Annotated in this window: 18 protein-coding genes and 2 tRNA genes; 13 read left to right on the forward strand and 7 right to left on the reverse strand. The window is 63.6% G+C overall.

All coding sequences use genetic code 11. The features are described from left to right. Positions 1-32: 32 nt before the first annotated feature. Positions 33-1,646, reverse strand: a complete 1,614-nt coding sequence (locus FG93_RS21250) for an ABC transporter substrate-binding protein (protein ID WP_081881710.1) — start codon at positions 1,644-1,646, stop codon at positions 33-35. Between the two features lie 95 nt (positions 1,647-1,741). Between FG93_RS21250 and FG93_RS21255 the strand changes: the two genes are divergently transcribed. Both FG93_RS21255 and FG93_RS21260 read left to right on the forward strand, forming a co-directional pair. Next, on the forward strand, positions 1,742-2,614 hold the full coding sequence (locus tag FG93_RS21255; protein WP_043238043.1) for a MurR/RpiR family transcriptional regulator: 873 nt from the start codon (positions 1,742-1,744) through the stop codon (positions 2,612-2,614). Positions 2,615-2,959: 345 nt separating this feature from the next. Beyond that, positions 2,960-4,567, forward strand: coding sequence for a sensor histidine kinase (locus tag FG93_RS21260; RefSeq protein WP_152579549.1), 1,608 nt, complete (start codon positions 2,960-2,962; stop codon positions 4,565-4,567). 129 nt (positions 4,568-4,696) lie between these two features. On the opposite strand, the gene FG93_RS21265 is transcribed toward FG93_RS21260, so the two are convergent. Beyond that, positions 4,697-5,371: a response regulator transcription factor gene (locus FG93_RS21265; protein ID WP_043238046.1), complete on the reverse strand. Its 675-nt coding sequence runs from the start codon at positions 5,369-5,371 to the stop codon at positions 4,697-4,699. A 319-nt stretch (positions 5,372-5,690) separates the two neighbouring features. Here FG93_RS21265 and FG93_RS21270 point away from each other — a divergent pair, with 319 nt between their 5' ends. Then, on the forward strand, positions 5,691-7,073 hold the full coding sequence (locus FG93_RS21270) for a PLP-dependent aminotransferase family protein (RefSeq protein ID WP_043238314.1): 1,383 nt from the start codon (positions 5,691-5,693) through the stop codon (positions 7,071-7,073). 54 nt (positions 7,074-7,127) lie between these two features. Here the strand turns inward: FG93_RS21270 and FG93_RS21275 are convergent, their stop codons facing one another. The 3 genes from FG93_RS21275 to FG93_RS21285 form a co-directional block, all read right to left on the reverse strand. Further along, positions 7,128-7,526, reverse strand: coding sequence for a DUF983 domain-containing protein (locus FG93_RS21275; protein WP_043238048.1), 399 nt, complete (start codon positions 7,524-7,526; stop codon positions 7,128-7,130). A gap of 332 nt (positions 7,527-7,858) precedes the next feature. Then, positions 7,859-10,549 carry a bifunctional acetate--CoA ligase family protein/GNAT family N-acetyltransferase gene (locus FG93_RS21280; RefSeq protein ID WP_043238050.1) on the reverse strand — a complete coding sequence of 897 codons (2,691 nt, stop codon included), beginning with the start codon at positions 10,547-10,549 and terminating at the stop codon, positions 7,859-7,861. An 89-nt stretch (positions 10,550-10,638) separates the two neighbouring features. Then, positions 10,639-11,481, reverse strand: coding sequence for a universal stress protein (locus FG93_RS21285; RefSeq protein WP_043238052.1), 843 nt, complete (start codon positions 11,479-11,481; stop codon positions 10,639-10,641). Between the two features lie 202 nt (positions 11,482-11,683). Here FG93_RS21285 and FG93_RS21290 point away from each other — a divergent pair, with 202 nt between their 5' ends. The 7 genes from FG93_RS21290 to FG93_RS21320 all read left to right on the forward strand — a co-directional run bounded on the left by FG93_RS21290 (position 11,684) and on the right by FG93_RS21320 (position 17,942). Further along, positions 11,684-12,019 carry a hypothetical protein gene (locus FG93_RS21290; protein ID WP_348270489.1) on the forward strand — a complete coding sequence of 112 codons (336 nt, stop codon included), beginning with the start codon at positions 11,684-11,686 and terminating at the stop codon, positions 12,017-12,019. 123 nt (positions 12,020-12,142) lie between these two features. Further along, on the forward strand, positions 12,143-12,988 hold the full coding sequence (locus FG93_RS21295; RefSeq protein ID WP_043238054.1) for a universal stress protein: 846 nt from the start codon (positions 12,143-12,145) through the stop codon (positions 12,986-12,988). A gap of 314 nt (positions 12,989-13,302) precedes the next feature. Then, positions 13,303-13,563 carry a DUF3302 domain-containing protein gene (locus FG93_RS21300; RefSeq protein ID WP_043238316.1) on the forward strand — a complete coding sequence of 87 codons (261 nt, stop codon included), beginning with the start codon at positions 13,303-13,305 and terminating at the stop codon, positions 13,561-13,563. Beyond that, on the forward strand, positions 13,560-14,501 hold the full coding sequence (locus FG93_RS21305) for an HlyD family secretion protein (protein ID WP_043238056.1): 942 nt from the start codon (positions 13,560-13,562) through the stop codon (positions 14,499-14,501). Before FG93_RS21300 ends, FG93_RS21305 begins: the two co-directional genes overlap by 4 nt. Before the next feature lie 263 nt (positions 14,502-14,764). Further along, positions 14,765-15,064 carry a hypothetical protein gene (locus tag FG93_RS21310; protein WP_043238058.1) on the forward strand — a complete coding sequence of 100 codons (300 nt, stop codon included), beginning with the start codon at positions 14,765-14,767 and terminating at the stop codon, positions 15,062-15,064. 79 nt (positions 15,065-15,143) lie between these two features. Continuing rightward, complete coding sequence (locus FG93_RS21315; RefSeq protein ID WP_043238317.1) at positions 15,144-16,418, forward strand: alpha/beta hydrolase; 1,275 nt, start codon at positions 15,144-15,146, stop codon at positions 16,416-16,418. Between the two features lie 174 nt (positions 16,419-16,592). Next, positions 16,593-17,942, forward strand: a complete 1,350-nt coding sequence (locus tag FG93_RS21320; protein WP_161783861.1) for a TAXI family TRAP transporter solute-binding subunit — start codon at positions 16,593-16,595, stop codon at positions 17,940-17,942. 88 nt (positions 17,943-18,030) lie between these two features. Here FG93_RS21320 and FG93_RS21325 read toward each other — a convergent pair. Continuing rightward, positions 18,031-18,105: transfer RNA gene (locus FG93_RS21325), tRNA-Gln, on the reverse strand. Between the two features lie 180 nt (positions 18,106-18,285). Between FG93_RS21325 and FG93_RS21330 the strand changes: the two genes are divergently transcribed. The 3 genes from FG93_RS21330 (at position 18,286) to FG93_RS21340 (ending at position 20,789) form a co-directional block, all read left to right on the forward strand. Beyond that, positions 18,286-18,362, forward strand: a tRNA-Pro gene (locus FG93_RS21330). 79 nt (positions 18,363-18,441) lie between these two features. Then, positions 18,442-20,019, forward strand: coding sequence for a tyrosine-type recombinase/integrase (locus tag FG93_RS21335; RefSeq protein ID WP_043238062.1), 1,578 nt, complete (start codon positions 18,442-18,444; stop codon positions 20,017-20,019). Positions 20,020-20,021: 2 nt separating this feature from the next. Next, positions 20,022-20,789 carry a hypothetical protein gene (locus FG93_RS21340; protein ID WP_043238065.1) on the forward strand — a complete coding sequence of 256 codons (768 nt, stop codon included), beginning with the start codon at positions 20,022-20,024 and terminating at the stop codon, positions 20,787-20,789. Between the two features lie 49 nt (positions 20,790-20,838). Here the strand turns inward: FG93_RS21340 and FG93_RS21345 are convergent, their stop codons facing one another. Continuing rightward, positions 20,839-24,486, reverse strand: a complete 3,648-nt coding sequence (locus FG93_RS21345) for a hypothetical protein (RefSeq protein ID WP_043238068.1) — start codon at positions 24,484-24,486, stop codon at positions 20,839-20,841. Position 24,487: the final 1 nt, after the last annotated feature.

Below are 24,487 nucleotides of genomic sequence, written 5' to 3' on the forward strand. Positions count from 1 at the left end.
TCGACTCTGCTACGCTTATTGGGTGACTGGACTTACTTGGCGACCGGCTTCACCGACATCGCCAACATGAACTGGTCGGCGCGGCCGGTGACATTGAGGTCGGACTTGAAGGCCCAGATGCCGCTTTCGAAATGCAGCGGGATGAACGCACCGTCTGCGAGCACCAGCTTGCCGGCCTCCTGCAGCAATTCGGCGCGCTTGGCGTCGTCGAGCGTCGTCACGGCAGTGCGGATCACCTTGTCGAACGCGTCGTTCTTGTAACCGCCATAGTTCGAGCCGCCGAGGGTCTTCTCCTCGTTCGGGGTCGGCGGCCACTGGCGCAGGAAGGACGCAGCCTCACCGGTACCGGACCCCCAGCCGCCGAGCGCAACGCTGAATTCCTTCTTGGCGCGGCGCGGGAAGTAGATCGCGCGCGTCATCGCATCGACCTCGATCTTGATACCGATCTGAGTCAGGTACTGGGCGACAGCCTGGGTGATCTGGCTGTCATTGATATAGCGATCATTGGTCGAGGACAGCGTCAGCTGGAAGCCCTTGGCATAGCCGGCTTCAGCCATCAGCTTCTTGGCGGCAGCCGGGTCATAGGCCAGCTTCGGCGGGTTCGGAAGCGTGCCGAACATGCCCGTCGGCAGGAACTGGTAGGCCGGCTCTGCCGCACCGTCCATGATCCGCTTGACGATCGCATCGCGATCGATGGCGAGCGACATCGCCTTGCGGACGCGCGGGTCCTTGAGCGGGTTCTTGCCGTCTTCCGACTTGACGAAGGGGCTCTGATCGCGCGCCACGTCGAGCTGGAAATACATCACGCGTGTCGAGGGCGTGACGACATGGTTGAAGCGCTTGTCGCCCTGGATCCGGCCAAGGTCACGCGCAGCGGGGTTCTCGATGACATCGTAGTCACCGGCGAGCAGCCCGGCGAGGCGCGGACCGGCATTGGTCACCGGAAGCAGGCGTACCGTCGCCCAAGGTTCGGCCTTGCCCCAGTAGGTCGGGCTGCGCTCGAGCTCGATCGACGAGCCGCGAACATAGGACTTCAGCTTGTAGGGGCCGGTGCCGATCGCGAGGCTGCCGTCATTGAAGCCGCTCACGGCAGGCCAGGCGCCGGTCACGCCACAGTTCTTGGCGACGTCGTAGCTGATCGGACCATGCTCGACGATCGAGGCCGAGAGGATGCTGAGGCTCGAAAGCAGGTTCGGCATCAGCGGTTCGGGATTGATCGTATTGATGATCAACGTGTGGTCATCGGGCGCCTCGACCGACGCGAAATTCCCGGTGATATCGGCGAAGGAATCGGAGACCTTGGTCTCGTTCTTCAGCGTGCGGCAGAACGTGAAGACCACGTCTTCGGCGGTGAAGGGCTTGCCGTTCGAGAAGGTGATGCCCTGGCGCAGCTTGAAGGTCCAGCGGTTCTTGCCGTCATTCTCCCAGGAATTGGCGAGGCTGGGATGGAGCTTCTGCTTGTCGTCCTGGCGCACGAGCGAGTCGAAGATGTGCTGGGCCAGCGCATTGTTCGGCGTGAGATCGTGGTAATGCGGATCGACGGCTGTCGGCTCCGAAGCCAGCGCGATGCGCAGGGTCTGGGCGCAGGCCGGCGCGGCAGCAAGGCAGGTTCCGGCCAAAGCCGCAACCATTAAGGATTTACGCATGGTGATCTCCGCTCCCAATGTGAACCGTTTTGACAGCTTCATTTTCGTTGGATAGCAAACATGAAAATATTCGAACGTCAATCGGGTGGAGACGCATGTCCCAAGGCTTGAAGCCGACGACCGATCTCTCGAACCGGATCGCCCGGGTCTACCCGTCCTTGAGCAATGGACATCGGCGTGCCGCCGACTTCGTGCTGCAGCACCCGCTCGACGTCGCCACCATGACGATCGAAGGGCTTGCCGAAGGCAGCGGCACATCCAACGCCACCGTCACGCGTTTCGTCCGCGCTCTTGGCTATGGAAACTATGGCGAATTCCGTGTGGCCCTGTCCTCGGCCCTGAAATTCGCGCTCGATCCGGTCGACAGTTTTGCAGGCGCACGCTCTGCGGCGGGCTCGACCTTCGCCACCTTTGTCGATGCCCTCTCCGACCAGTCCGCCAATCTCCAGGCGGCACGGGACGCCCTCGACGAAGCGACCACGACACGGGCGATCGAGGCCCTGCTCAAGGCGCGCCGCGTCTTCATTGCCGCCTCGGGGGCGAGCCATCATGTCGCATCCTTCCTTGAGGACGGGCTCGCGCTCTATCTCGACGCCGACGTGACCTTCGCATCCTCGCGCGCCGGCCCAGAACGAGCCATTCGCCACATGCTCTCGGCCAGGCCCGACGACCTCGTCGTCGCGATCTCGGTGCCGCGCTATTCGCGCACGACGCTCGACCTCGCCTCCTTCGCCAAGAAGCGTGGGTCGACCCTGCTGGCGCTGACCGATGGACCAACCTCGCCACTCGCCAACATCGCCGACATCACACTCTTCGCCCCGGCTCGGAACCGATTCCTGCCGAATTCTCCGACCGCGATCTTCGCCCTGGCGGACGCCCTGATTACCGCGATCGCCCGCGAGCGACCGGATGCGGTCGAAGCGCTGAAGGGCCTGAGCGAGAGCCTGCTCTGGACCTTTCACCACTGAAGAGAGCCTGTCCCGGTTCTCGGCGTCTGAAGGAGATGAGGCAGCAAGTCGGGCGCCGGCAATGGCACCTCGCGTAGCTGAATGGGCTGCGCGAGGCATCGCGACAACGATTCAACTGAAGCGAAAATCGCTCGACTCGTTACCGCGGCAGCACGAAGGCAGCACCTCCCGCACGATCGGGCACGTCAGGCTGTACCTGCAGGCTTGTCTTCAGGTAACTGAACTCAGATTGACGCTTGGAAACGCCATTCATGACACGGAATTGCTGCGCTATTCCGGATTAAACCTGATAACGGAATTTTAAATCGCGGCACGAATTCTCGCCTTGCGGCCGGCGCATTGGTATTGGCGCAAGAACGAACAAGTTGCTATTCTTCTAATCTGGAATACGCCGTCGACACCATCGAGCTCCCAGACAATCGCGCACTGGATCGATGCCACTATGGATTGTGGATGAACGACCGGGTGAATGACAAGTTCGTGTCCGGATCCCCGACACAGGGCAGAGGAACTGACAAGACGGTTGGGGATGGAAAGTACCGGCGCTGGCTAGCTGCGTTGCGCCACGCAATCCTGGCACGCTGGAACGCCCTCAACCTCGAACGGCAGTTTCTTCTCACCGCCGCCTTGGCCGTCGGCCTGTCAATGGCTGCATTGGGCTATTGGGTCGAGAGCCGAATCCGCTCCGGCTGGATCCAAGGCATGGCGGAAACGGGAGCGCTTTATCTCGAGGGCTTCCTGGCGCCCCATGTGCAGGGGCTGGATGCCTCGAACAGGTTGCCGGAGGAAAGCCGCGAGAAGATCAAGGCACTGCTGGTCAATACCAGCCTCAGCCGCCACGTCGCGATCATCAAGCTCTGGGATCTCAATGGGAACCTGATCTTCAGCACGGGCAAGGCCGGGGCCCATGGCAAGCTCCCGGAAAGCGACATCAAGCGGATCATGGCTGGCAATGTCATCGTCGATAGCGATCTCGACGGCGATGGCAACGAACTCAGCCCCTCGAAGATCAAGCCAAAGCTGATCGAGATCTATGCGCCGATCTACAGGGAGAGAACCAAGGACATCATCGCAATCGGAGAATTCTACGAGTACAGTCACTTCATGAACCGCGAGATATCCAGTGTCAGGTATGCGACATGGTTTCTCATCGCGAATGTCGCCATCGTCATCGTCATCCTGCTGCATGTCATCGTCAAACGCGCGAGCCGGATCATCAGCAGCCAGCAGGCTCTTCTCGAGCAGAACCTGGCGCGGGCCGAAGCTCTGGCGAAGCGGAACAATGCGCTCAGGCGGGCGGCGGACCGGGCCAGACTGAATGCCACCGTTCTCAACGAGACCTATCTTGCCAGCATTGGCGCGGACATCCACGACGGGCCAATCCAGCTTCTCAGCCTGATGATGCTGAAACTGCCCTCTGCGGCAGATCGGGCGAGCGGGACCATGGCACCCGCGGCCGATGCTCACGGCGAGCTCGAACCCCTCATCCAGCAGGTCCTCTCGGACCTGCGCAACCTGTCTTCAGGATTGGCGTTGCCGGAAGCGGAGAATCTGACTCTGGCAGAGACCATCCATTTGGCCATCACGCGCCATGAAGAGCAGACGGGCACTCATGTAAATCGAAACGTCGCCGAGTTGCCCGCGCAGGTCCCCGTCGCCATTCGCTTCTGCTCGTATCGGATCGTGCAGGAGGCGCTGACCAACGCCTATAAACATGCAGGAGGCCGGGGGCAGAAGGTCGAAGCCCGCGTCGCTGACGATACGCTTGAGATCGTCGTGTCGGACAGTGGCGGCACATTGCCTCTGCGCCACCGTGATGGAGCGCCCGGCGCTGGCGGCCTGGGGGTGCGGGGCATGGACAGCCGCATCAAGGCATTGCGAGGCCAACTCGCGGTGAGCCGGCTGTCCAATGGTGGAACTGAAGTGCGCGCCACGCTGCCAATGCGGTCCTGACGGCGCGATCTCACCCCCAGAGCATGCTGCGAAAAAATGGCAACGGTTTTTCGCACTAAGCATGCTCTAAACTATGAGAGTCGATCACGTTTTCTGCGTTTGGACGATTTCGCCCAAGCGCAGCGTGATCTAGCGAGGCCTTGCCGGATCCCGCGCCTCAGCGCCCGGCGGAACCAGCCTTTGCGCCGCGATCACAACCTCCAGGCGATTCCTGGCATTCAGCTTGTGCATGAGGTTGGTCATATAGCCCTTGATCGTCTTCTCGCTGAGCGAGAGGGCCCTGGCAATCTCTCGATTCTGCTTCCCGCACAGGAGAAGCCTCACGATCTGGTCCTCCCGCACGCTCAGTCGGGTGCTTTGCGCCGCCCTCTTTTCCAGGGCCTTGCTTTGCAGAGCACCGATCACCTTGGTGGCAAAGGCAGGCGTGATATAGATTTCACCGCGCCGCGCAGCCTCGATCGCGTCGAAGAGATCATCCGCGGGACTGCCCTTGAGGACATAACCGCTGGCGCCGGCGTCAAGCGCCTGAATGGCATGGTCCGTGCTCGTCGACGCGGTGAACACCACCATCTTCATGTGAGGGGCGGCCTTCGATGCGTCCGAAATCGCCTGGAAGGCATCCCCCGCCATGTTCAGATCGACGATCATCGCGTCAGGTTGGTGAGTTTCCGTGATCGCGGTGATGTGATCAGCAGCCGAGCCGGTCGCGACAAGCGAAAAGCCGCCCTTGCGTTGCAGCAGAGCAACGATTCCCTCGGTCAGAAGCGGGTGATCATCTACAACCGCAATCGATACGCCATCCATCGCCGGCCTCCCCCAATTCTATGCCGCGACGCTGAGAGCATGCTGGCTCATTTACAGTCGCCTGTAAACGACTTGGTGAACGAAGGGTTAACTTATGTTGTCTTCGCGCCAAACGCTCGCCTCAGGAACCGCCATACGCCTAGACTTCGCACAGATGCCTGGGGATTAATGTGAGCCAGGTCACAGACCACGATGGGTTCGCACTGATCGCTCGGTCAACTGGGCTGACCGCCCTGGCATCCCCAATTGGCTTGCCGTGCTCACTTCATGTATCGTATGCAGACATTGTCACATAATGCATGGAAACTGGAAGGCCAGCATGGCGCGGAGCGACGAGACATTGCAGTGGATCCGCCAGCTCGATCCATCGGCCGGACCGCGCTACCTCCAGATCGTCGAACTGATAGCCGAGGCCGTCGCAAACGGCACCCTGCGCCCTGGCGACAGACTTCCGCCGCAGCGGCAGTTCGCCAAACTTGTCGACGTCGACCTGACCACGGTCACCCGTGCCTATGCAGAGGCAAGACATCGCAATCTGCTCGACGCGGTCACCGGGCGCGGCTCCTTCATCTCAACGCGGAAGGAACAGTCGGGCCCGCTCATCGACCTCAGCATGAACATTCCACCGCCACCAAAGGGCATACGCCTCGCAGAAGTGATGCAGCGCGGCATTACCGAGGTCCTGGCGCGCTCCAGCGCCGACTTGCTGATGACCTATCATGTCGGGGCAGGTTCGCTGGCGGACCGGGCAGCCGGCTGTGCCTGGCTTGAGCCTGTTCTCGGACGGATCGGGCCCGCCAGGCTGCTGGTCACCCCTGGCGCGCAACCGGCGCTCGCGGCACTGGTCAGCCTTCACGCAAAACCGGGCGAGGCCGTCCTGGTCGAGGCCCTCGCCTATCCCGGCCTGCTGGCCGCTGTCAGGCTGGCGGGGCTGCGGCCAGTCCCGGTCGCGACGGACGAAGAGGGCCTTCTGCCGGGTGCCCTGGAGCAGGCCATTGATGAATCCGGCGCAAAGCTGCTTTGCGTGACACCGACGATCCAGAATCCGACCACAGCGACGATGCAGCCTGCGCGACGCGATGAGATCGTGCGGATCGCGCGGGCAAGACACCTCAGGATCATCGAAGACGACCCTTACAGCCTGCTCGCCGGCGATGCGCCACCGCCCCTGGCCGCCCTCGCACCGGAGCGGACCTATCATGTCGCGACCCTGTCGAAGGTGCTGACTCCGGGGCTGCGTACCGCCTTCGTCGTGCTGCCGCCGGACGAGAACCGCGACCCGCTCGTCGCGATCCTACGTAGCATCGCACTCATGCCAGCGCCCCTGATGACGGCGCTTGCAACCCATTGGATCCGGATCGGCGCCGCTGGAGACCTGCTCGACGGGGTACGCCGCGAGGCTGCGGCACGCCAGGACCTGGCACGCTCCATCCTGCCGGCTTCGGCCCGCCATCACCCGAACGGTCTGCATATCTGGCAGCCGCTGCCGGCGCATTGGGACCGTTACCGCCTGGTCGAGGCGGTCCGTCAGGAAGGCCTCGGGGTCACGCCATCGGATGCATTCAGCGTCGAAGGCGAGGCCCCGGACGCAGTCAGGATTTCGCTGGGCGGCGTGCCGGAACGCGGACGCCTCGCCCATGCGCTGAAGACGCTGGCTGCGATCATGGACAATGAACGCTCGCAGCATCAGGGGATCGTTTGACGAGATCAGAAGCGGGCAGGCAAAGCCTCCACAGCACTCGCCGTCCCTCCGGGCTCAGGCCGGTGTCTTCTCGCCCTTGGGGCGAGCCAGCCGGCCTTCCTCTGCCTTGTGGAAGAACTGCGCTGCGACAAGCCAGCCCTTCAACGGCTGAAGCGGCGGGATGCAGGTCAACAGGATCAACGGCAAGGTGGTGACGAGATGAACCCAGGCCGGCGGCTCATACGCCATTTCGAGCCAGAGCGGGAACACCACGGCCGGAATGCAGACGAACATCATGACAAAGAAGGCCGGGCCATCGGCAGGGTCCGCAAAGGAATAGTCGAGACCGCAGACCTCACATTTCGGCCGCAGCTTCAGAAAGCCTTCGAACAGGTGGCCCTGTCCGCAACGCGGACACCGTCCGCGCAGGCCGGTCTGGGCAGGCGAGAGGGGTGGCCATTCTTGGTCGGACACGGGAACAACTCCTTGAAGCCGGCACTGAGCGGCCGACGTCGCACACTAGATGGCGACAACAACGTACAATGTCAAGATTGTACGCATACACGAACGAAAAGCGACAGGCCACGCCTTACACGGCGCCACTCCTCACACCGGGGCAAATCGCGCCGACGACAGGCTTCTTCCGCACGAAGCAGCAAGTCTAGGGGGCTTGAAGTCGCGGGCTCGGCGCGAGATCAGAGCTGACACCACGGCCCCCTTGGCAACGGGACGGATTCACCGACCGCAGCGCGATCAATTGCGCGGCAATGCCGCACCCGGCTCAGCGATTGAACGGGAATGCGCGGTCACGATTTCGGCTCCGGCATATCGAGCTTCAGCTCGACATGAACCGTATCGCCATCGGCATGCGAGACGCGGAAGCCCAGATCGCTCGCCATCTGCAGCATCGGAACATTCTGCGCCAGCACTTCGCCGAAGAGCTGGTGGTAGCCCTGCTCCCGCGCGTGCGTGATGATTTCGGTCATGAGGCGATAGCCGAGGCCCCGCCCCTTCATGTCGGAGCGGACGAGGATCGCATATTCCGCCGTCTTGCGCTCCGGGTCGCCCGATATCCTGACGACGCCGAAGATCGGCCCCACCCCATAGGGCGCACCTGGCTCGCCCGCGACCAGGGCCATTTCCCGGTCATAATCGATCTGCGACAGCCGGGCTGCCGTTGCATGGGGAAAGATCTTCACCAGTCCCAGGAAACGCATCCGCAGGTCGTCCGGCGTACACAGCGCGACCATCTCGGCGAGAGCACTCTCATCCTCCGGGCGGATCGGGCGCAAGTGGAGCTGTGTACCGTCGCCAAGCGCGATCTCGCGCTCGAGCCGATGCGGATAGGGGCTGATCGCCAGTCCGAGGCGGCGCCCCTTCTTGCCGGCAATGACGATCCGGGCATCGAGCGCGATGCAGCCCTCGTAGTTGGCAAGTAGTGGATTGATGTCGAGCTCGATGATCTCGGGCAGTTGCACGACCAGCTCCGACAGGCGCACGAGGATGTCGACGACCGGTTCGAGCGGCACGGCCGGAACGTCGCGAAACCCCGCCAGCAACCGTGCAACCCGCGTACGGGAGATCATGTCGCGCGCCAGGACCGAATTCAAAGGCGGCAACCCAATGGCGCGGTCCCCGATCACCTCCGTCGCGGTGCCGCCGCGTCCGAACAAGATCACGGGCCCAAAGGTTTCGTCCTGGGCGATGCCGAGGATCAGCTCATGCGCCTTCGGTCGGGAGATCATGGGCTGGATCGCAAAGCCATCGATCCGCGCCGTGGGCCGAAACCGGCCCACGCGCTCCAGCATCTCGTGCGCCGCCGCCTCGACCTCCGCCTTGCTCTTCAGGCCCAGGACGACGCCACCGACATCGGATTTGTGGATGATGTCATGCGAAAGGATCTTCAGCGCCACCGGAGCCGCGATCGCCTCGAAACAGGCTCCGGCCTCCTCCGGGGTCGCCGCCAGCTTCGTCTCGACGGTGGGAATACCGAACAGCCCGAGCAGTTGCTTGGATTCCGGCTCCGTCAGCGTCGTGCGTTTCTCGCGCAAGGCCGCCCTGATGAGTTTGCGCGCCGCCTCGACCTGGCGGGGCGCAATGGCGACACCAGCCGCCGGTGTTTCCAGCAGGAGCTCCTGGTTTCGCCGGAAGGCGGCGAGATGACTGAAGGCGCGGACGGCCTCCTCCGGGGTCGCGAAATTCGGGAGCCCGCCTTCCCGCAGATGCGCCCTGGCGGCCTGCGCGAGCGTGCCGCCGAGCCAGCTCGTCATGACGGGAACATGCTTCTGTCGCGCGGCCACCCGGGACACGGCGCGTGCCGCCTCCGCGCCGTCGGCAACAGCGGAGGGACAATTGATGACCAGGACGGCATCGCTCTCGCGCTCTTCCAGCAGCGCTTCCAGCGCAGCCGCATAACGTTCTCCCGTGGCGTCTCCCAGGACATCGACGGGGTTCCCGCGCGACCAGCCTTCAGGCAGCACGCTGTCGAGCTTGCCGATCACCTCCGGGCTGAGGGTCGCGACGCGGTTTCCCCGTTCTCCGACTGCATCGACGGCGAGGATGCCGGCGCCGCCGCCATTGGTCAGAATTGTCAGCCGGTCGCCGGCGACGCGAACTCCCTTTGCCAGGATCTCGGCCGCGGCGAAGAGCTCGTCGAGTTCAGCGACCCGCAGCAGGCCGGCGCGCCGAAAGGCCGCGTCATAGACCGCGTCCGCGCCCGCAAGTGCTCCGGTATGCGACAGCGCCGCCCGCGCTCCGGCGGCACTGCGCCCGGCCTTCACCACGACGACGGGCTTCATGCGCGCCACCGCCCGTGCTGCCGACATGAACTTGCGGGCATGGGGAATGTTCTCGACATAGAGCAGCACCGAGCGCACCGTCGTATCGGTGCCGAGGTAATCGAGCATGTCGCCTGCGTCGACATCGCTGGTGTCGCCGAGCGCAATCGCATGCGAAAGGCCGATGTCGCGCCGGTCCGCCCAGTCGAGCAGCGCCGACATGATGCCGCCGGACTGGCTGACGATGGCGATGTTGCCTGGCCGCGGCGTCAGATGCGCGAAGCTCGCATTGATCGCGCGGGGGGAGGAAATCAGGCCGAGACAGTTCGGGCCGACGATCAGCATCAGATGCGCCTTGGCCGCATCGAGCATCCGTTGCCGCAGCCCATCCGTGGCCGCCGTATCGCCAAAGCCGTTGCTGATCACGATTGCGGCTCGGCAGCCGCGTTGTCCGAGTTCTGATATCAGCTCGGGAACCGACACTGCCGGCGTCGCCAGGACGGCAAGGTCGGGCGTGACAGGGAGTTCGGCAACGGAGCGATAGCTCAGCGCCGAGCGGACGGCCGTTTCATGCGGGTTGACCGCCATGATCGGCCCCTTGAACCCTGCGCCATAGAGATTGGCGGCAAGCGTCGCCCCGACCGAACCAGGTTGGTTGCTGGCCCCGATCAGGGCGATCGCGCGGGGATTGAAGAGCGCATCGAAATTCCGAATGCTCATGAGCGGAAACCGGGCTGCAAGCGCCCGGCATCAAGCCGGGAATGGCTCAACCGTGCGTTTGCAGAGTTGAGCCATTTTCCCCGCAACGATCAATGGCACATGAAGAGCGGCACCTTGCTGTTCTTGAGCAGGGACTGCGTCACGCCGCCGAGCAGCCATTCGCGCAGGCGGGAATGGCGATAGCCACCCGACACGACGAAACCGGCGTCGAACTCGGCCGCCTCGGCCTGGAGCGCTGTCGCGACATCGCGCCCCTTGCCGAGCGCCACCGTCTTGACCGTGACGTCGACGCCATGGCGCGCGAGATGAGGTGCCAGCTCGACGCCGGGGACCGCGTTGGAAAGGTCCTTCTCGCCGGTGACCGAGACGATCTCGACAGCCTTGGCGGCTCGCAGGAACGGCAAGGCATCGGCCACGGCACGCGCCGCGCTGGCGCCACCGTCCCAGGCGATGACAATGTTCTCTCCGGAGAAGCCGGGATGGCCCGGCGGAACCACCAGAACCGGCCGGCCGCTCTCGAACAGAGCCGTCTCGATCAGGCCACGGTCGATGGCAAGAGTCGCTGGCTCCGCATCCAGAATGGAGAGATCGTTGATGCGGGCATGGTCGAGAAAGCGCTGCAACAGACTGCTGTAGATCAGCTGAGGGCTCTCGACCGTGCTGACCACGCCGGCAAGATTGGCCGCGAACCTGGCGTCGGAGGCCAGCTTCTCCGCGAGGCCGGCGATGCGCCGGTTCTCCGACGCGACGATCGCGCCGCTGAAATCATCGATCATCGAATAGGGCACGGAGAACCGGCTTGCTGCCGCCTGTACCGTCAGATGCGCATTCGTCTGCCGCGCCAATGAAAGCCCGTAGCCGACAGCAAGGTTCTCCTCGGTCTGCCCCTCCTCCGTCACCGCGACCAATATGCTCTTGATGCCTTCGATCATGTCATCCTCCAGTACGCCGAAGAACCTCCGCCGGCCCGGCAGAAACGTCCTTGCGCCAGATCAAACCGGACGCGCCCGAAATATGCGCGACTAATCGTGGCATGGACATCCAAGCGGCAGAAGGGACGAACGACCATCATGCTTTATGTCATCACTCTTCATTTCGCCCGGACGAGCGGATATCCCGATGGAAGCCCGCGGCATGGCTACGAGATCACCGCGCCGCTCGACCTTGACGGACATATCGATGCCGCCGCGGCAGGAGCAGCGCGATTTCTGCCGCGTCAGGCGTTTCTCGGCGGGGGAGCCGGATCGTCACGGCTTGCTCCTGCGCCGGGCCGGAGGCGCCGGCGGTGCGACCTGGTTCATCGACGATGACGATTCCAGCAGCGATGATGACGAGCCTGGCTACCGGCTCGACCGGCACCGCTTCGTCGTCGGCGATCATGTCTCGATCCGCGACGGTGACGGCGACCTGCAGCCCTTCCAGATCATTGCCGTGAAGCCGAGGGCCCCCGTCAAACCAGTCATCGCCTGAAGGCATCTACGGCATCTGCGCCGTGCCGGCGTGCACGGGGCGCCTTGCTCCACATCAATGCGTCCCTGCACATTGTGTTCGATCATAGACTCCGCGGATGCTTCGAGACTTGGAGGACATGCGATGACAGCGACGGCAAAATCTCACCCGGACTATGCCAGCATCATGGTGCCGCTGAACCTCGGCAGCGGGGCCGCGGATCGGGTCAAGCTGGCTGCCTCCTTGGCGGATCGCTTCGGAAGCCGGCTGATCGGTATCGCCGCAGAAGACTTCATTCTCCCTTATATCGGCGACGGCCTGGCGAGTGTCGACTCTGTCCTGATCGAGGAGAGCAAGCGCGCAGTCTCAGAAGACCTTGCGCGCGCCGAAGCGATATTCCGCAAGGCCGCCGCGGACGGCCTGAAGGATATCGTCTGGCGCAGCGCCATCGAAACACCGCGCAGCTTCGTTCTCGATCAGGCCCGCGCAGCCGATCTCGTGGTGCTGGCTCGGCAGGCCCATCATGACCCGGCGCAGGGTGGAATGAGCCTCTCGCCGGGCGATCTGGTCATGTCTCTCGGCCGGCCGCTCCTCGTCGTCCCGCCGGGCGTTAGCTATCTCTCCGGAAAGCATATCGTCGTCGCCTGGAAGGATACGCGGGAAGCACAGCGCGCCGTCCGGGACGCCCTGCCACTGCTGACGCGGGCGGAATCCGTCACTGTCCTGTCGATCGGCCCAGACGCCGAAGATCAGGGCGCCGAGGACGTGCGCGACTACCTCACCTTGCACGGTGTGGCGGCAAAGGCGGTGCTGCGGACCGACACTGCCAGGCACGCAGTCAACGAACTGATCGACTTTGCAACCGAGAACGGTGCCGATCTCATCGTTTCAGGCGCCTATGGCCACACCCGCATGCGGGAGTGGATGTTTGGCGGCATGACGCGCGATCTGCTGCAGGCTTCACCCGTTTGCTGCTTGATGTCGCATTGAGACCACGCAGGCTTCGCGGGCGCCCGACGCCCAAGTGACACGGTCGAAGTGACTTGGCTGAAGGGACATGGCGGACCCGTGCAGGCTCGCATCGGAGGTTCCAGGGTGCCGCAGTCTCAGGCGGAAGCCCTTACGCAGCCCGGCGACCTCGGGAGAGCAGAATGCCCGGACCACAACAGGCTGTTCGACCTTAGTCTGGTGCCTTCAGACGACCACCACAATCGCCGCGACTTTCCGCCGGTTGGCAGTATCCTCCCAACCCTGATGTCATGGCCAACCGGCCGCCGGTGCAGATCGAGAATGGACGGAGGCCCATGAGCGCGCTTGATATATTCGCCTGGATTGTCCTGGTCGTGCTCGTGTGCAGCACGGTTTTCGTCATCGTCTTCATGGCCATGCTTCCGGGTCTGATCGCCAAGCGACGCAATCATCCCTGGGCTCAGGCCGTGGCGGTCGGCGGGTGGGTGACGCTGTTCCTGGGATTCGTGTTGTGGCCAGCGGTGCTGATCTGGGCCTATGTCGACGTGCCTGCGCGTGTCGACGTGCCCGCGCGCCCGCAGGAGCTCGCCCGATGATTGTTGTCCTGCTCAATGTCTATCTCGCGCTCCTCTTCGTGCTCGTGAAATTCCGGATCGTGCCGTTCAACCTGTTCTGGAAGGTCTCGCCGGTCCTTGTCCTGCTTCTGCTGCTGATCGGCCTGTTCATCCCGATGAATTGGGGCGCGCCGCAAGGCCCGGCGCTCGCTGTCCGGCAATCCGTCGCGATCGTCCCTGATGTCGCCGGCGAGGTGATCGACGTCCCCGTCGCGCCGAACACGCCCTTGAAAGCGGGCGCCGTGCTGTTCAGGATCGACCCCGTGCCCTATGAGGCCCAGGTCAAGGCGCTGGAAGCGCAGCTCCAGCTGCAGCAGCAGCGCCTGGCGCAGATGACCCAGTTGCAGAGCACGGGTTCCGGCCGCAGCTTCGACGTCGAGCAGCGCCAGGCCGAGGTGGACCAACTCAAGGCACAGCTCGAGGGCGCCAGGTGGAACCTCGACAAGACGGTGGTTCGTGCTCCGGCCGCCGGTTATGTCACCAATCTGGCGCTGCGGAAGGGCGCGCGCGTCGCTAACCTGCCGCTCGCGCCGGTCATGGCCTTCGTCGACACGGCAGAAACGGTCATCGGCGTCGAGATCCAGCAGATCGATGCCCGCTACATTGCAGCTGGCCAGCCGGTCGAACTGACGTTCAAGTTCGCGCCAGGGCAGGTCTTCACCGGCAAGGTCGAGAGTGTGCTGCAGGCGATCTCGACCGGCCAGGTGCAGACATCGGGGGCGGCCGTAACGCCCAAAACCATCCAGGCAGCCCCCTTCGCCGTGCGGGTGAAACTCGACGACCAGACCTTTGCCGACAGCCTCCCGGCGGGCGCTGCCGGCGATGCCGCCATCTTCACCGATCGCGTCACGGCCGCCCATGTCATTCGCAAGGTGCTGCTGCGGCAGATCGCGATCACCAACTACATCAACCCTTTCTGATGCGAACAATCCAGCTGGCGGAGCTCGGCGCGCGATAGCCGCCAGCTCCTCCAGCGCCCGTGCGATCGGGCATCACGGCCAACGACATGTCCCGCCCGGAACGTCCCGATCGGCAACCGGGTCGGGCGTTCGCCGTCCACATGATCTCGCGGCGGCTCGTTGACGCCGGCTGCAGCCGCCGGCTTTGATGCGGCCTCACGATGCGACCGGTATCGCCCGCTCACGAGGTGGCAGGTTGTTCATCCACACGAAGGGTTATCCAGATGCCAAGCGGCGGCACCATCACCACAATCAGCACCATCAGCGCCGCGAGGGCCCCCCTTCGCCGGGCTTCCGCGGCCCTCGTGCTGCTCGCCGCTCTTGCCGGCTGCACCCAGCGCGAGCCCGTTGCGGCCAATGACGAGCCGGGAATCCCGATCCGCACGCCGCAGGAGCGCAGCTATCTCGATCCCGGCCCTGCGCCGAGCGAAGGCAGCGGGCCGGCTTATGTGCGCGAGAACCGCCGCTCACCGAATTTCGGCGATCGTTTCGGGGGCGATGTCCTGCCCCGAGCTCCGTACTGACCCGCAGGCATTGCTGAAAGATGCGCAGAGCGGCCATGATCGCTCTGCTGCCTGGCCCCGCGATCTGGATGGCTTCTGCATGAGACGGCATGGCACGAGGCTCGCGGCTGGGGCACTGACGTTGTTGCTCGCCGGCTGCGCCGGCGATGTGCAGGGAGTGCTTGCGCCGGTTGCGCATGGCGCTCCCGATGCCAGCAAAGTCACCATGCTCGTGGCAACGACGCGCTCGCCTGATCCCGATAGCGGCATCCTGTTTTCCGGTGAGCGCGGCGCGAAATCATCCTTCGCCGAGATCACCGTCTCGATCCCGCCCGAGCGCGTCCGGAAGGTTGGTGAGGTCCAATGGCCAAGCCGCCTTCCCGGCGACCCGGAACGCGAATTCGTGACGCTGAAGGTTGACCGTCTCGAGCAGCCGGCAGCCTTGGCACGCTTGCACACGGCAGCACTGAAGGCCCCGAAGCGGCGCGTTCTCGTCTTCGTCCACGGCTTCAATAACCGGTTTGAGGATGCGGTCTATCGCTTCGCCCAAATCGTCCACGATTCCGATGCCAATGTCGTGCCGCTGCTTTTCACCTGGCCCTCGCGCGGCTCGCTCTTCGCTTATGGCTACGACCGCGAGAGCACGAATTATTCGCGCCATGCGCTCGAAGCGACGCTGCAGGCGCTGGCGCGCGATCCCGCGGTCGGCGAGGTCTCGATCCTGGCCCATTCCATGGGCAACTGGCTCACTCTCGAGTCGCTGCGCCAGATGGCGATCCGCAACGGCCAGATCGCACCGAAGATCGCCAATATCATGCTCGCCTCGCCCGATGTCGATGTCGATGTCTTTCGCACCCAGATCGCCGAGATCGGCAAGAGCCGCGCGAAATTCACCCTCTTCGTCTCGCAGGACGACCGCGCACTGGCGGTCTCCCGCCGTGTCTGGGGCGGCACGGCGCGGCTCGGAGCGATCAACCCGGAAGCCGAACCCTATCGCGACGAACTGGCGGCCGAAGGCATCACCGTGCTCGACCTGACCAAGCTCAGGTCAGACGATCGGCTCAACCATGGCAAATTTGCGGAGAGTCCCGAGGTCGTGCGGTTGATCGGGACCCGCCTCGTCGCCGGCCAGTCCATCACCGATTCCCGTGTCGGCCTCGGCGACCGCTTGATGGCCGTCACTGCCGGTGCCGCAGCAACCGTTGGAACAGCCGCTGGTCTTGCGATTGCAACGCCGATCGCCATCGTCGACCCCCATACCCGCCGTAATTTCAACGGCCGCATCGAGCAGCTCGGAAACACGATCAGCGATACCGCCAGCACGACCGGCGATGCCTTGACCACCCCGCTGGTGAACACGGGCCAAACCCAGTAGCGCGGTCGCTTGTCCCAAGATCCAAGTCGCCCGTGACAATAGAACTGGCGAGCGCGCGAGTGTCGTGCAAATCTGCCGATCCTCGCGATCATAGTGCCCCCACTGCAGACATCTATCGTGCCGGTTCACGCCCCGAGACCAGACAAACGCAGTTTCGCGAGACGGCATAGGGGCGTGCTGCGGGCTCTATTGCTTGCTGTTGCATCAGCAGCCATCGCAGCCCTTGCTCTGTCCTACAGCACGGTCCGCGACTTCGGCTCATTTCGCGCTGCGATACTGACAGGAGCGCCAGGCGGCGCCTATCATTCGCTCGCTTCGAACCTGGCGCAGCTGGCCGGGCGCGACCGGGGACATCTCGAGGTTATCCCGACGGCGGGTTCGATCGAGAACGCCAAACGGCTGATGGCGGACCAGAAGGCCTGCGTCGAAAAATTTGCCTTCGTTCAGGACGGCACTCCAGTGCCCGCCGAGGCCGAGCTTGAGCTACTGGGGCGCCTGCCTGAGCCAGAGTCGCTTCTTCTTCTGGCGCGGCGCGATCGCCCCTTCGTCACCTTCTCCGATCTGCGGGGCGCCTCCATCGGAATAGGCCCGGAGAATTCGGGCACAGCGTATCTCGTACGCCAACTGCTCGCCGATCCCGACTTGAAGACGCTCGACATTCGAACGTCCTATCGCGATTTGGAGGAGCAGGCGCAGCTCGTCGCGCTCGGCAATCTCGATATTGCCGCCTATGTCATGAGAAATGATGCCGAGTTCTTGCGCACGATCATCGGTCGGTATGATCTGGAAATCATCGAGCTCCGAGATTTGAGAGGTTTGACCGACCGCTATCCCTGGCCGACCCTCGGGCGGGTCCCGGCCGGCCGATACGACTTGATGCGCCAGGCCCCTGCGACCGACAAATTGGTGCCGCAGGTCAACACGCTCGTCCTGGCCCACGCATGCGCGAAGAGAGCCGACCGCATCGAATTGCTGGTGCTTCTGGCCGCTGCGCTTCCGACATTCGTGCGCAGCAACCCGCCGAGCTCAACGAGTTCGGCGACCGAGGCTCCGCTATCGTCCGAAGCGAGGCAGTTCTTTCTGACTGGCGAGCCGGAATTTGTAGACCGCTATTTTCCGTGGCTCGTGAACCTCATGTCGCCAGCCTATTGGATCTACCTCGTCATGGCCGTCACGGCCCTCTTCAACCTGCTGAAGGGGATCAGTCGCTTTCGCCTTTGGCGGCTCGATTCTGCGCGCGAGAAGCTTGAGGCCGAAGTAAAGCTTGTGGCGGGGGACGCTGTCAGCCATGCGCCCGCCCCGCGTCGCCCGACGAAGCCCGCCTTGCCGGATGCCGATGAGCGCGACGCGATCAAGGATATTCTGGATCGTCTCGCCAGGCTGCGCGAGCGGTGTCAGCGATACGCCAACTCGTTCGCGACGCCCATGGGCGAGGAAATGTTCTATCGCTACCAGCAATTCCTGATCGACCGCACGACCGTTGAACTGAGGGCGCTGCTTGGAGCCGGGGCTCATAACCTGTAGGGGTTGGTCGCAGCGGCTGCACACCCAGCGACAGGAGTAGCCGGTACACGCAGTTGCGGCACCTTTTGCCAATTTTCGCTGATTGTGATGGCTGGGGCGGGAGGATTCGAACCTCCGAATGGCGGTACCAAAAACCGCTGCCTTACCACTTGGCGACGCCCCAACGCGCTGCTGCGTTCTAGTGTGCGTCGCGGCTCTGTGCAACCGTCGACAACAGCTTCTCACAGGAGGCTGCATCCGACGCGACCGGGCCCCGGCGAGGCTCTCGAGAAATCCACAGAAGAGGCGCTTCGCCCTGTTGCGCTGCGGCGCGACGCTGGCTATAAGCCGGCCACCAGTTGATCGGAGTGTAGCGCAGTCTGGTAGCGCACCACGTTCGGGACGTGGGGGTCGCAGGTTCAAATCCTGCCACTCCGACCACTGGATTTCCCGATGTCCGTTGATTTTACGCGAGTTTCGGCCTTGGGCCGCCCCTTCAGGTACAAAAGGGCGGTACATAATGGCGTTCGCGCTCCGCATGGCTAAGCTGACAAGAGACCCCAAAACGGGGAACTGGAAATCCCGAAAGGCCATCCCCGAGGATTGCCGGGGAGAGTTCGGTAAGCGCGAAGACAAACCTGTCTGGCCTGCCCATCTCACTGAGACGCAGGCGCGAGAGGCTTTCGGCAAGTGGCTGTCGTCAGTCGAAGGGCGCATCTCCGCCATCCGCGAAGGTACGAAGCAGCCGGATCGCACGACGATCAGCGATTTCGAGATCGAACGACTCGCTCAGCTTTGGCTCGCTCACCTCATGCAAGAGGACGAAGACCTCCGCAGCGACGGACTGAGCGAGCGCGATTTTCGCCGTCACGGTGAGACGGTGGAATTGGATGATTTTACGTCAGCCCAACAGGTCGCTCGTGGCGACACCTCCCGTCTGCAAGACGAGATTGACGATTTCGTCCGCTCCCATGGCTTCGATATAGACCCGGTGTCGCCCGAGCACCGCAAGCTCTCGCTGCGTTTCCTGAAGGACTACAGACGGGCCGCAAAGGCGTCCGTAGAGCGGCAGGCGGGAGAAATCGTAGAGAACCCCAAGGCCCCCGAGGATGCCGCCAAGCTGACCGTGATGGGCCTGTTCAATTCCTTTGAAGCGGCGAAGCAGAGTCGCTTAGGTGCTCGGACCCTGCGCGGTTACAAGCAGAAGCTACAAGCATTCTCGGATTTCGTCGGAGATAAAGACGCCCGCTCCTTGACGGACGACAACGTGTACGAGTGGGCAGCCCATCGGGAGAGGGAGGACAAAGTCCAACCCCATATCATCCAGAAGAACGATGTGGCTGCCGTCAGCTCCGTATTCGGGTGGGCGGCGTCGAAATTGGGCGGTCGGCTTGTCCCGGCCAACATCGCGGCAGAAGTGGACATCAAAGCTCCCGAGCCGATCCGTGATCGTGAGCCCTTCTTCACCCTGGCCGAAGTCAGGAAGATACTCAAAGCGGCCCGTAAGGCTGCCGATGACTCCACTGTCCACGACGCCCGGAGAAATGCCCGCCGCTGGTGCCCGTGGCTATGCGCCTATTCGGGAGCGCGGATCACAGAGACAACGCAGCTACGCCGCGAGGACTTTTGGGAAGAAGGAGGAACTTGGTTCTACCGGATCACGCCGTCTGCGGGCAGCGTGAAAAACCGAACCTACCGCCGCGTGCCATTGCATGAACATGTGATTGCCGAGGGCTTTCTTGATTTCTTGCGATCCGTGAAGAGTGGTGCCCTTTTCTACGATCCGTCGCGTCGCGAAAAAGAGGACGCTCTAACGAGCCGGGCCGCCCTTGAGTCGATCAGGATTGCGGAGTGGCTACGGGACGAAACGAAGATCGCCAAAGACGTGCGGATCAACCACGCATGGCGTCATACGTGGAAGACTGAGGCCCTCGGGGTCGAGATTGAGGAGCGGATCAGAGATGCGATTGCCGGCCATTCCGTGGGGCGCACCGCAAGAAAGTACGAGCATCCCAACGGCTTACTCGCGGCGGCGATGAAGCGGTTCCCGAGGTATCGACTGGACGACGAGGCAGCGCCAGCGGCCGGGGAGGTTTGACGATGCAGAGCGGGGCTACCCCCGAGTGGTTCGCGCTGACTGATCGCGCGACTCGCGAAACAATGGAGCGCATCGCACGGTCGGTAGAGCGGGTGGAGCTTCCGCTGCAAACCAAGCATCTTCCGATGCAGGCGCATTGGTTCATTCTCGACTCGTTGACTCTGGCCAACCAAGCCAACCGAGAGGGTATGCATGCGAACGCATTATCCCTGACGCGGCAGTGTTTGGAGGCCGTTTCCATTGTTGAGCTGGGGCTCGCTCGTCAAGCCGGCGCGGCCGATATGCTCGCAAAATGGGAGGGTGACAGAGCGTCGCCCGGCGAGGTGCGAAAATGGCTCAGTGAGAATGTGTGGCCGTCCTACGGAGCGGGGCTGTGGACCGAGACCTGGGCCGTCTACATGGGGCACTTAGCGAGGGCGATCCAGCCGTACGCGCACTACTCGTCCCCGCTTGCTCAATGGCAGATACACCTGATCGGACAATCCAAGGTTGGCAAGGAGGGTACGGAGCTTATCGCCCGGTACGCACCGCGTGCTTATGATCCTCAAAAGGCAACGCGAATTACCCTGTTCCATGCAATCCTAACCTACACTTTAGGAAGGATATGGGTGGCAACGTCTACTGCCGACGACCCTGAGTTTTCGGAGCTAATCCGCCGGTTTGGGCAGGCGCTCGGAACGTCAAAGTATCTTGACGGCCACGAAACGGATTGGGACCAACAGTTTTGGGCGATGCTCTGGTCCACAGCGGGAACGACCATGCTTGAGTGATGGCCCCCGGAGAGCTTTCACCCTCCGGGGCTCCAAACATGAAGTCACTTCATTCTTCGTCGCCGCCGCCCGGCACCATCGCCCGGTGCGCCCTGATCCGATCCTTGATGATCGCCTCACGGACCTCCGGGTTTTCCTCGCCAAGCTGCTGTTCCGCCGCCTGCCGGTAAGCTCCGAGGATGGCCTTCAGGACCTTGATGCGGCTCCCGTCATACTCCTCGTCGCCATCCGTGAGTTCCGTCCGGTACTCCGGGGACCTGATGAACTCCTGCATGGTCTCCTGAAGCGTCTTCTCGTCCAGCTTCACGAGCCCTGTTAGCTCCTGATAGCGGTCGTAAGCCGTCTTGCCGGTGACCGTGCTCTTGAACTCCGTCAGGTCCACATTGCCCTTTGTCTTGCCCGGAGGCGCGAAGGCGTTGTCCCCGATGAGGGAGAGCCTCGCCAGCTCATCCTTCAGGTCATCCCGAGGGCTGGCTTTCCACGCTTCGGCGGTGGGCTGATCGTTACCCCGGTGGGTGTCGCTGACCACGGGTGAGAGCCAGGACGGTCCAAGCGTTGGGGGAGGAGTGACGGGTTCCCCGAGGATGTTGCGGACGGGGTCCAGCTCTTCGGAGAAGCCGGGCGTCTTCCGCTTCAGCCCGTCGAGGACGGAACGGACCTCCCGCATGTAGGGGTCTTGGTTCGCCCTGCTCAAGGCGTTCGGGACGAAGGAACCCGCCATGTTGCGGAAGGTTCTCGCGAAGTCCTTTTCCGGGTCCTTCAGGGCGTCCAGCACCTCCGTCAGCCCTTGCAGGTAGGACTTGCTGGTGAGCTGCTTCAGGATGGCGATGCTCGCCTGACCGGCGAACTCTCCGACCGTCTCATCTGTCCACTGTCCCGACAGCTCGGCGTAGTCCGCCGACATGCCGAGGAACATGGCGAAGGGGTCGAGCCGCTGATAGCTGAGATACCCGGTCGAGCCGTCAGCGTTCTTCGTCCGGATGGAATAGGGACGCCAGCCGGTGGCCTCCAGTGCCTTGCGCTGATGCGGGTTCGCCGGGCCGCTGCCGGTGAGCCGGCCTTCAATCCCGAGGCTGATAGCGGAGGTCCAGAGCAAGCCGCCCATCGCCATCTTGCCGACAGCATCGGCGTGAGCTTGAGCCCCGCGCTCGCCCATGATCGCCGCATTGAACTCCTTGCGGGCCATGTTGAGCCCCGGAGTGCGATCCCAAGCGAACCTGACGAGGTTCGTCGGAGTCCTAATGAAGGGCATGACGACGCGGATGGACGGGTGGTTGCCCGCGAACCGCTGAACGCTCTCGCCTAGCGACGGATTGCCGAACCACGTCGAGACCTTCAGGTCATTCGTGAAGGTGCTCTCGCGGGCCTTCTCCAGCGCCGTTGCATTGAGCGCCCGGCCAAGCTCGTCGGTGCTCTCGTCAACCCGCTTGCTGACGTGCTGGCCGAACTTGCTGAAGTCGCCGGTCTTCCACGAGCCTTCTTCAAATGCCTCGCGATAGGCCGAGGCCCGGACCTCCCCGAGATAGGAGACCTGCTTCACGAACTCGTCCATGGACATCATGGTCCGGCCCGGCAGGTTCACCACGGTCCCGAGGGCGTCCGCCACGCGGGCGACGACGGGGTTCTTGATGTTGAACGTGGTCGAGGGCAGCGACGGGGCGACTTCGATCCGAGCCCGGCCGGCGTCAAGGACAGGCTCCCCGAGGCGGAACGCCTTGGCTGCTGCCGAGACGCCGTCACGAACGGACGCAATCATGGTCCCGTACTGGATCGCGGCTTCCTGCATCTGAGCCCGGCCGGCGTCGGTGCGATAGAGCCGCGCTCCGGCGATGAACTTCTCCGCAGGGCGTAGCGCCGCCGCCATGGTCGAGCTGACGAGGTTGATCGTCTGCGTGCTCGGGGCCGACAGCATGGCGTTGGTGCGGAAGTTGATGAGAGCGTTGACGAGGTTCTGTCCGAACCCGCCCCGGATGGTCTGCGAGACGCCCTTCAGGTTGATCCCATCGGCCCCGTTGTCGGCCCCGGTGATGATCTGGCCTGCCATCTTGCGGAGGCGGTCTTCCCCTTGCGTCCGCAGGAAGTCCCCGTCGAGGTCCTTCAGTGCCCCGAGGTCCGACCTCGCGTTGATCCGCATAGCCCCGAGAGCACGGGCAATCTGCGTCTGCTGACCGCGATAGAACCCTTGGATGTTGGCAGCGATTTCGTAGTTCTTCACGAAGGCGGCCGTGACCTCCGCCCGGTTCGCGTAAGGCCCGACCCCGCCAAGCGGGTCGTGGTAGACCTTCGCCACGTCCACGAGCTTCTGATAGGCCGTCGCCAGAACGTCCCGGTACATGAGCATGGTGGACGGGAGGTCCTCCATGTTCTTCGCGGTGGTCGCGATGCGCTCCATGAAGGCCGTGGAGTCAGTCCCGACGATGTCCGCGAGGCTATCCGCCTGTTGCCTGATTTCGGCATGGGTGAGAACGTCGCCGCCCCGTAGCTTGGTCAGCTCTTCCTTGTAGAGGCGTTGGGTGGCCGACATGATCGCGGTGAGGTCGTCGCCGTTCTCGATGAGGTCCGTGCGGATACCCGACAGGTTCCGGCCCTGCCCATAGGCGGTTTCCGTGATGGACAGCTCAATGCTCTCGCGGAGCTTGGTCTCGTCCACTTTGAGCGGGAGGTCGCGGGGAACGGCGTTGTCGTTGACGGGAGCCGAGACGGTCGGGTCCGGTTCACCGGCCTTCGCGCTGGCCTCCGCCGACTCCTGCCGGGCGCGTACAGGCTCTTCGGGTTTCCCCGCGCCATCCCCTGCGGGATTGTCGTTGGCGGGCCTGACGCTCTCGGCTGAAGGCTTGGCGGGGTCATCCGGCAGGCGATCCTTGGACAGGTCCACCTCTTCCGGCTTGAAGCCTGCCCGCTCCATCTCGTCGGAGACCTTCAGGGCTTCCTCACGGTTCCCTGCACGGATGGCCTTGGTCAGCCGCAAGCCGAGGATGAGACCCTCCGCCGCGATGCCGAGACCAAGACCTTCGGCGGCGTTCTTCAGCCTGCCGAGGGCCTCGCTGTCTTCCGGCCGTGCAGCGAGGAACTGCGTGACCAGATCGCGAAGGGCCGTGTTCTTCTCGATGAAGTTGGACAGCCGCTCCTCATGCGGATCGAAGGAGAACATATCCGCGAGTGCGCCCTTGCCCGCGCCCTGGGCGATGGTTGCGCCTGTCGTGGTCGGGGCGGCCATGCCCGCGATCTTCAGGAAGCGCCCGGCCATGAAGTAGCCGGAGGCGAACTGAGAAACCTCCTTGACCAGCCCGCCCGTGACCGTCTCGGCCTTCGGGGTGACTGCGGTCTCCAGCGGGATAGCCAGCGGGTTCGCTGCTCCGCTGACGATGCCGGGCGCTATGCCCGGCATGTCAAAGAGGTTCTCATGCACCCACTTCACGGCGGGCTGCGTGACGAGGCCGTACATGGCCCCGGAGGTTTCGTTGATCGCCGTAGCGACGCCCCGGTTCACTTGGCCGGGGATTTCGAGGATGCCCCCGCCGATGTCCTTAGCGACCTTGCCGGCCGTGGCGAGGGCACCGCCTTCCGTCTCTACGGGAGCTGCGGGCTTGGCGGCCTCGATCTGGTCGAGCTGGTCCCAAAGCCCTTCAAGCTGGGCGTCACGCTCGGGAGCCGGAGCGGGTTCTGTCGTGGTCGAAAGTGATGCTGTCTTGTCCATG

This window comes from Allobosea sp. LC85 (assembly GCF_000735605.1).
Taxonomy (GTDB): Bacteria; Pseudomonadota; Alphaproteobacteria; order Rhizobiales; family Beijerinckiaceae; genus Allobosea.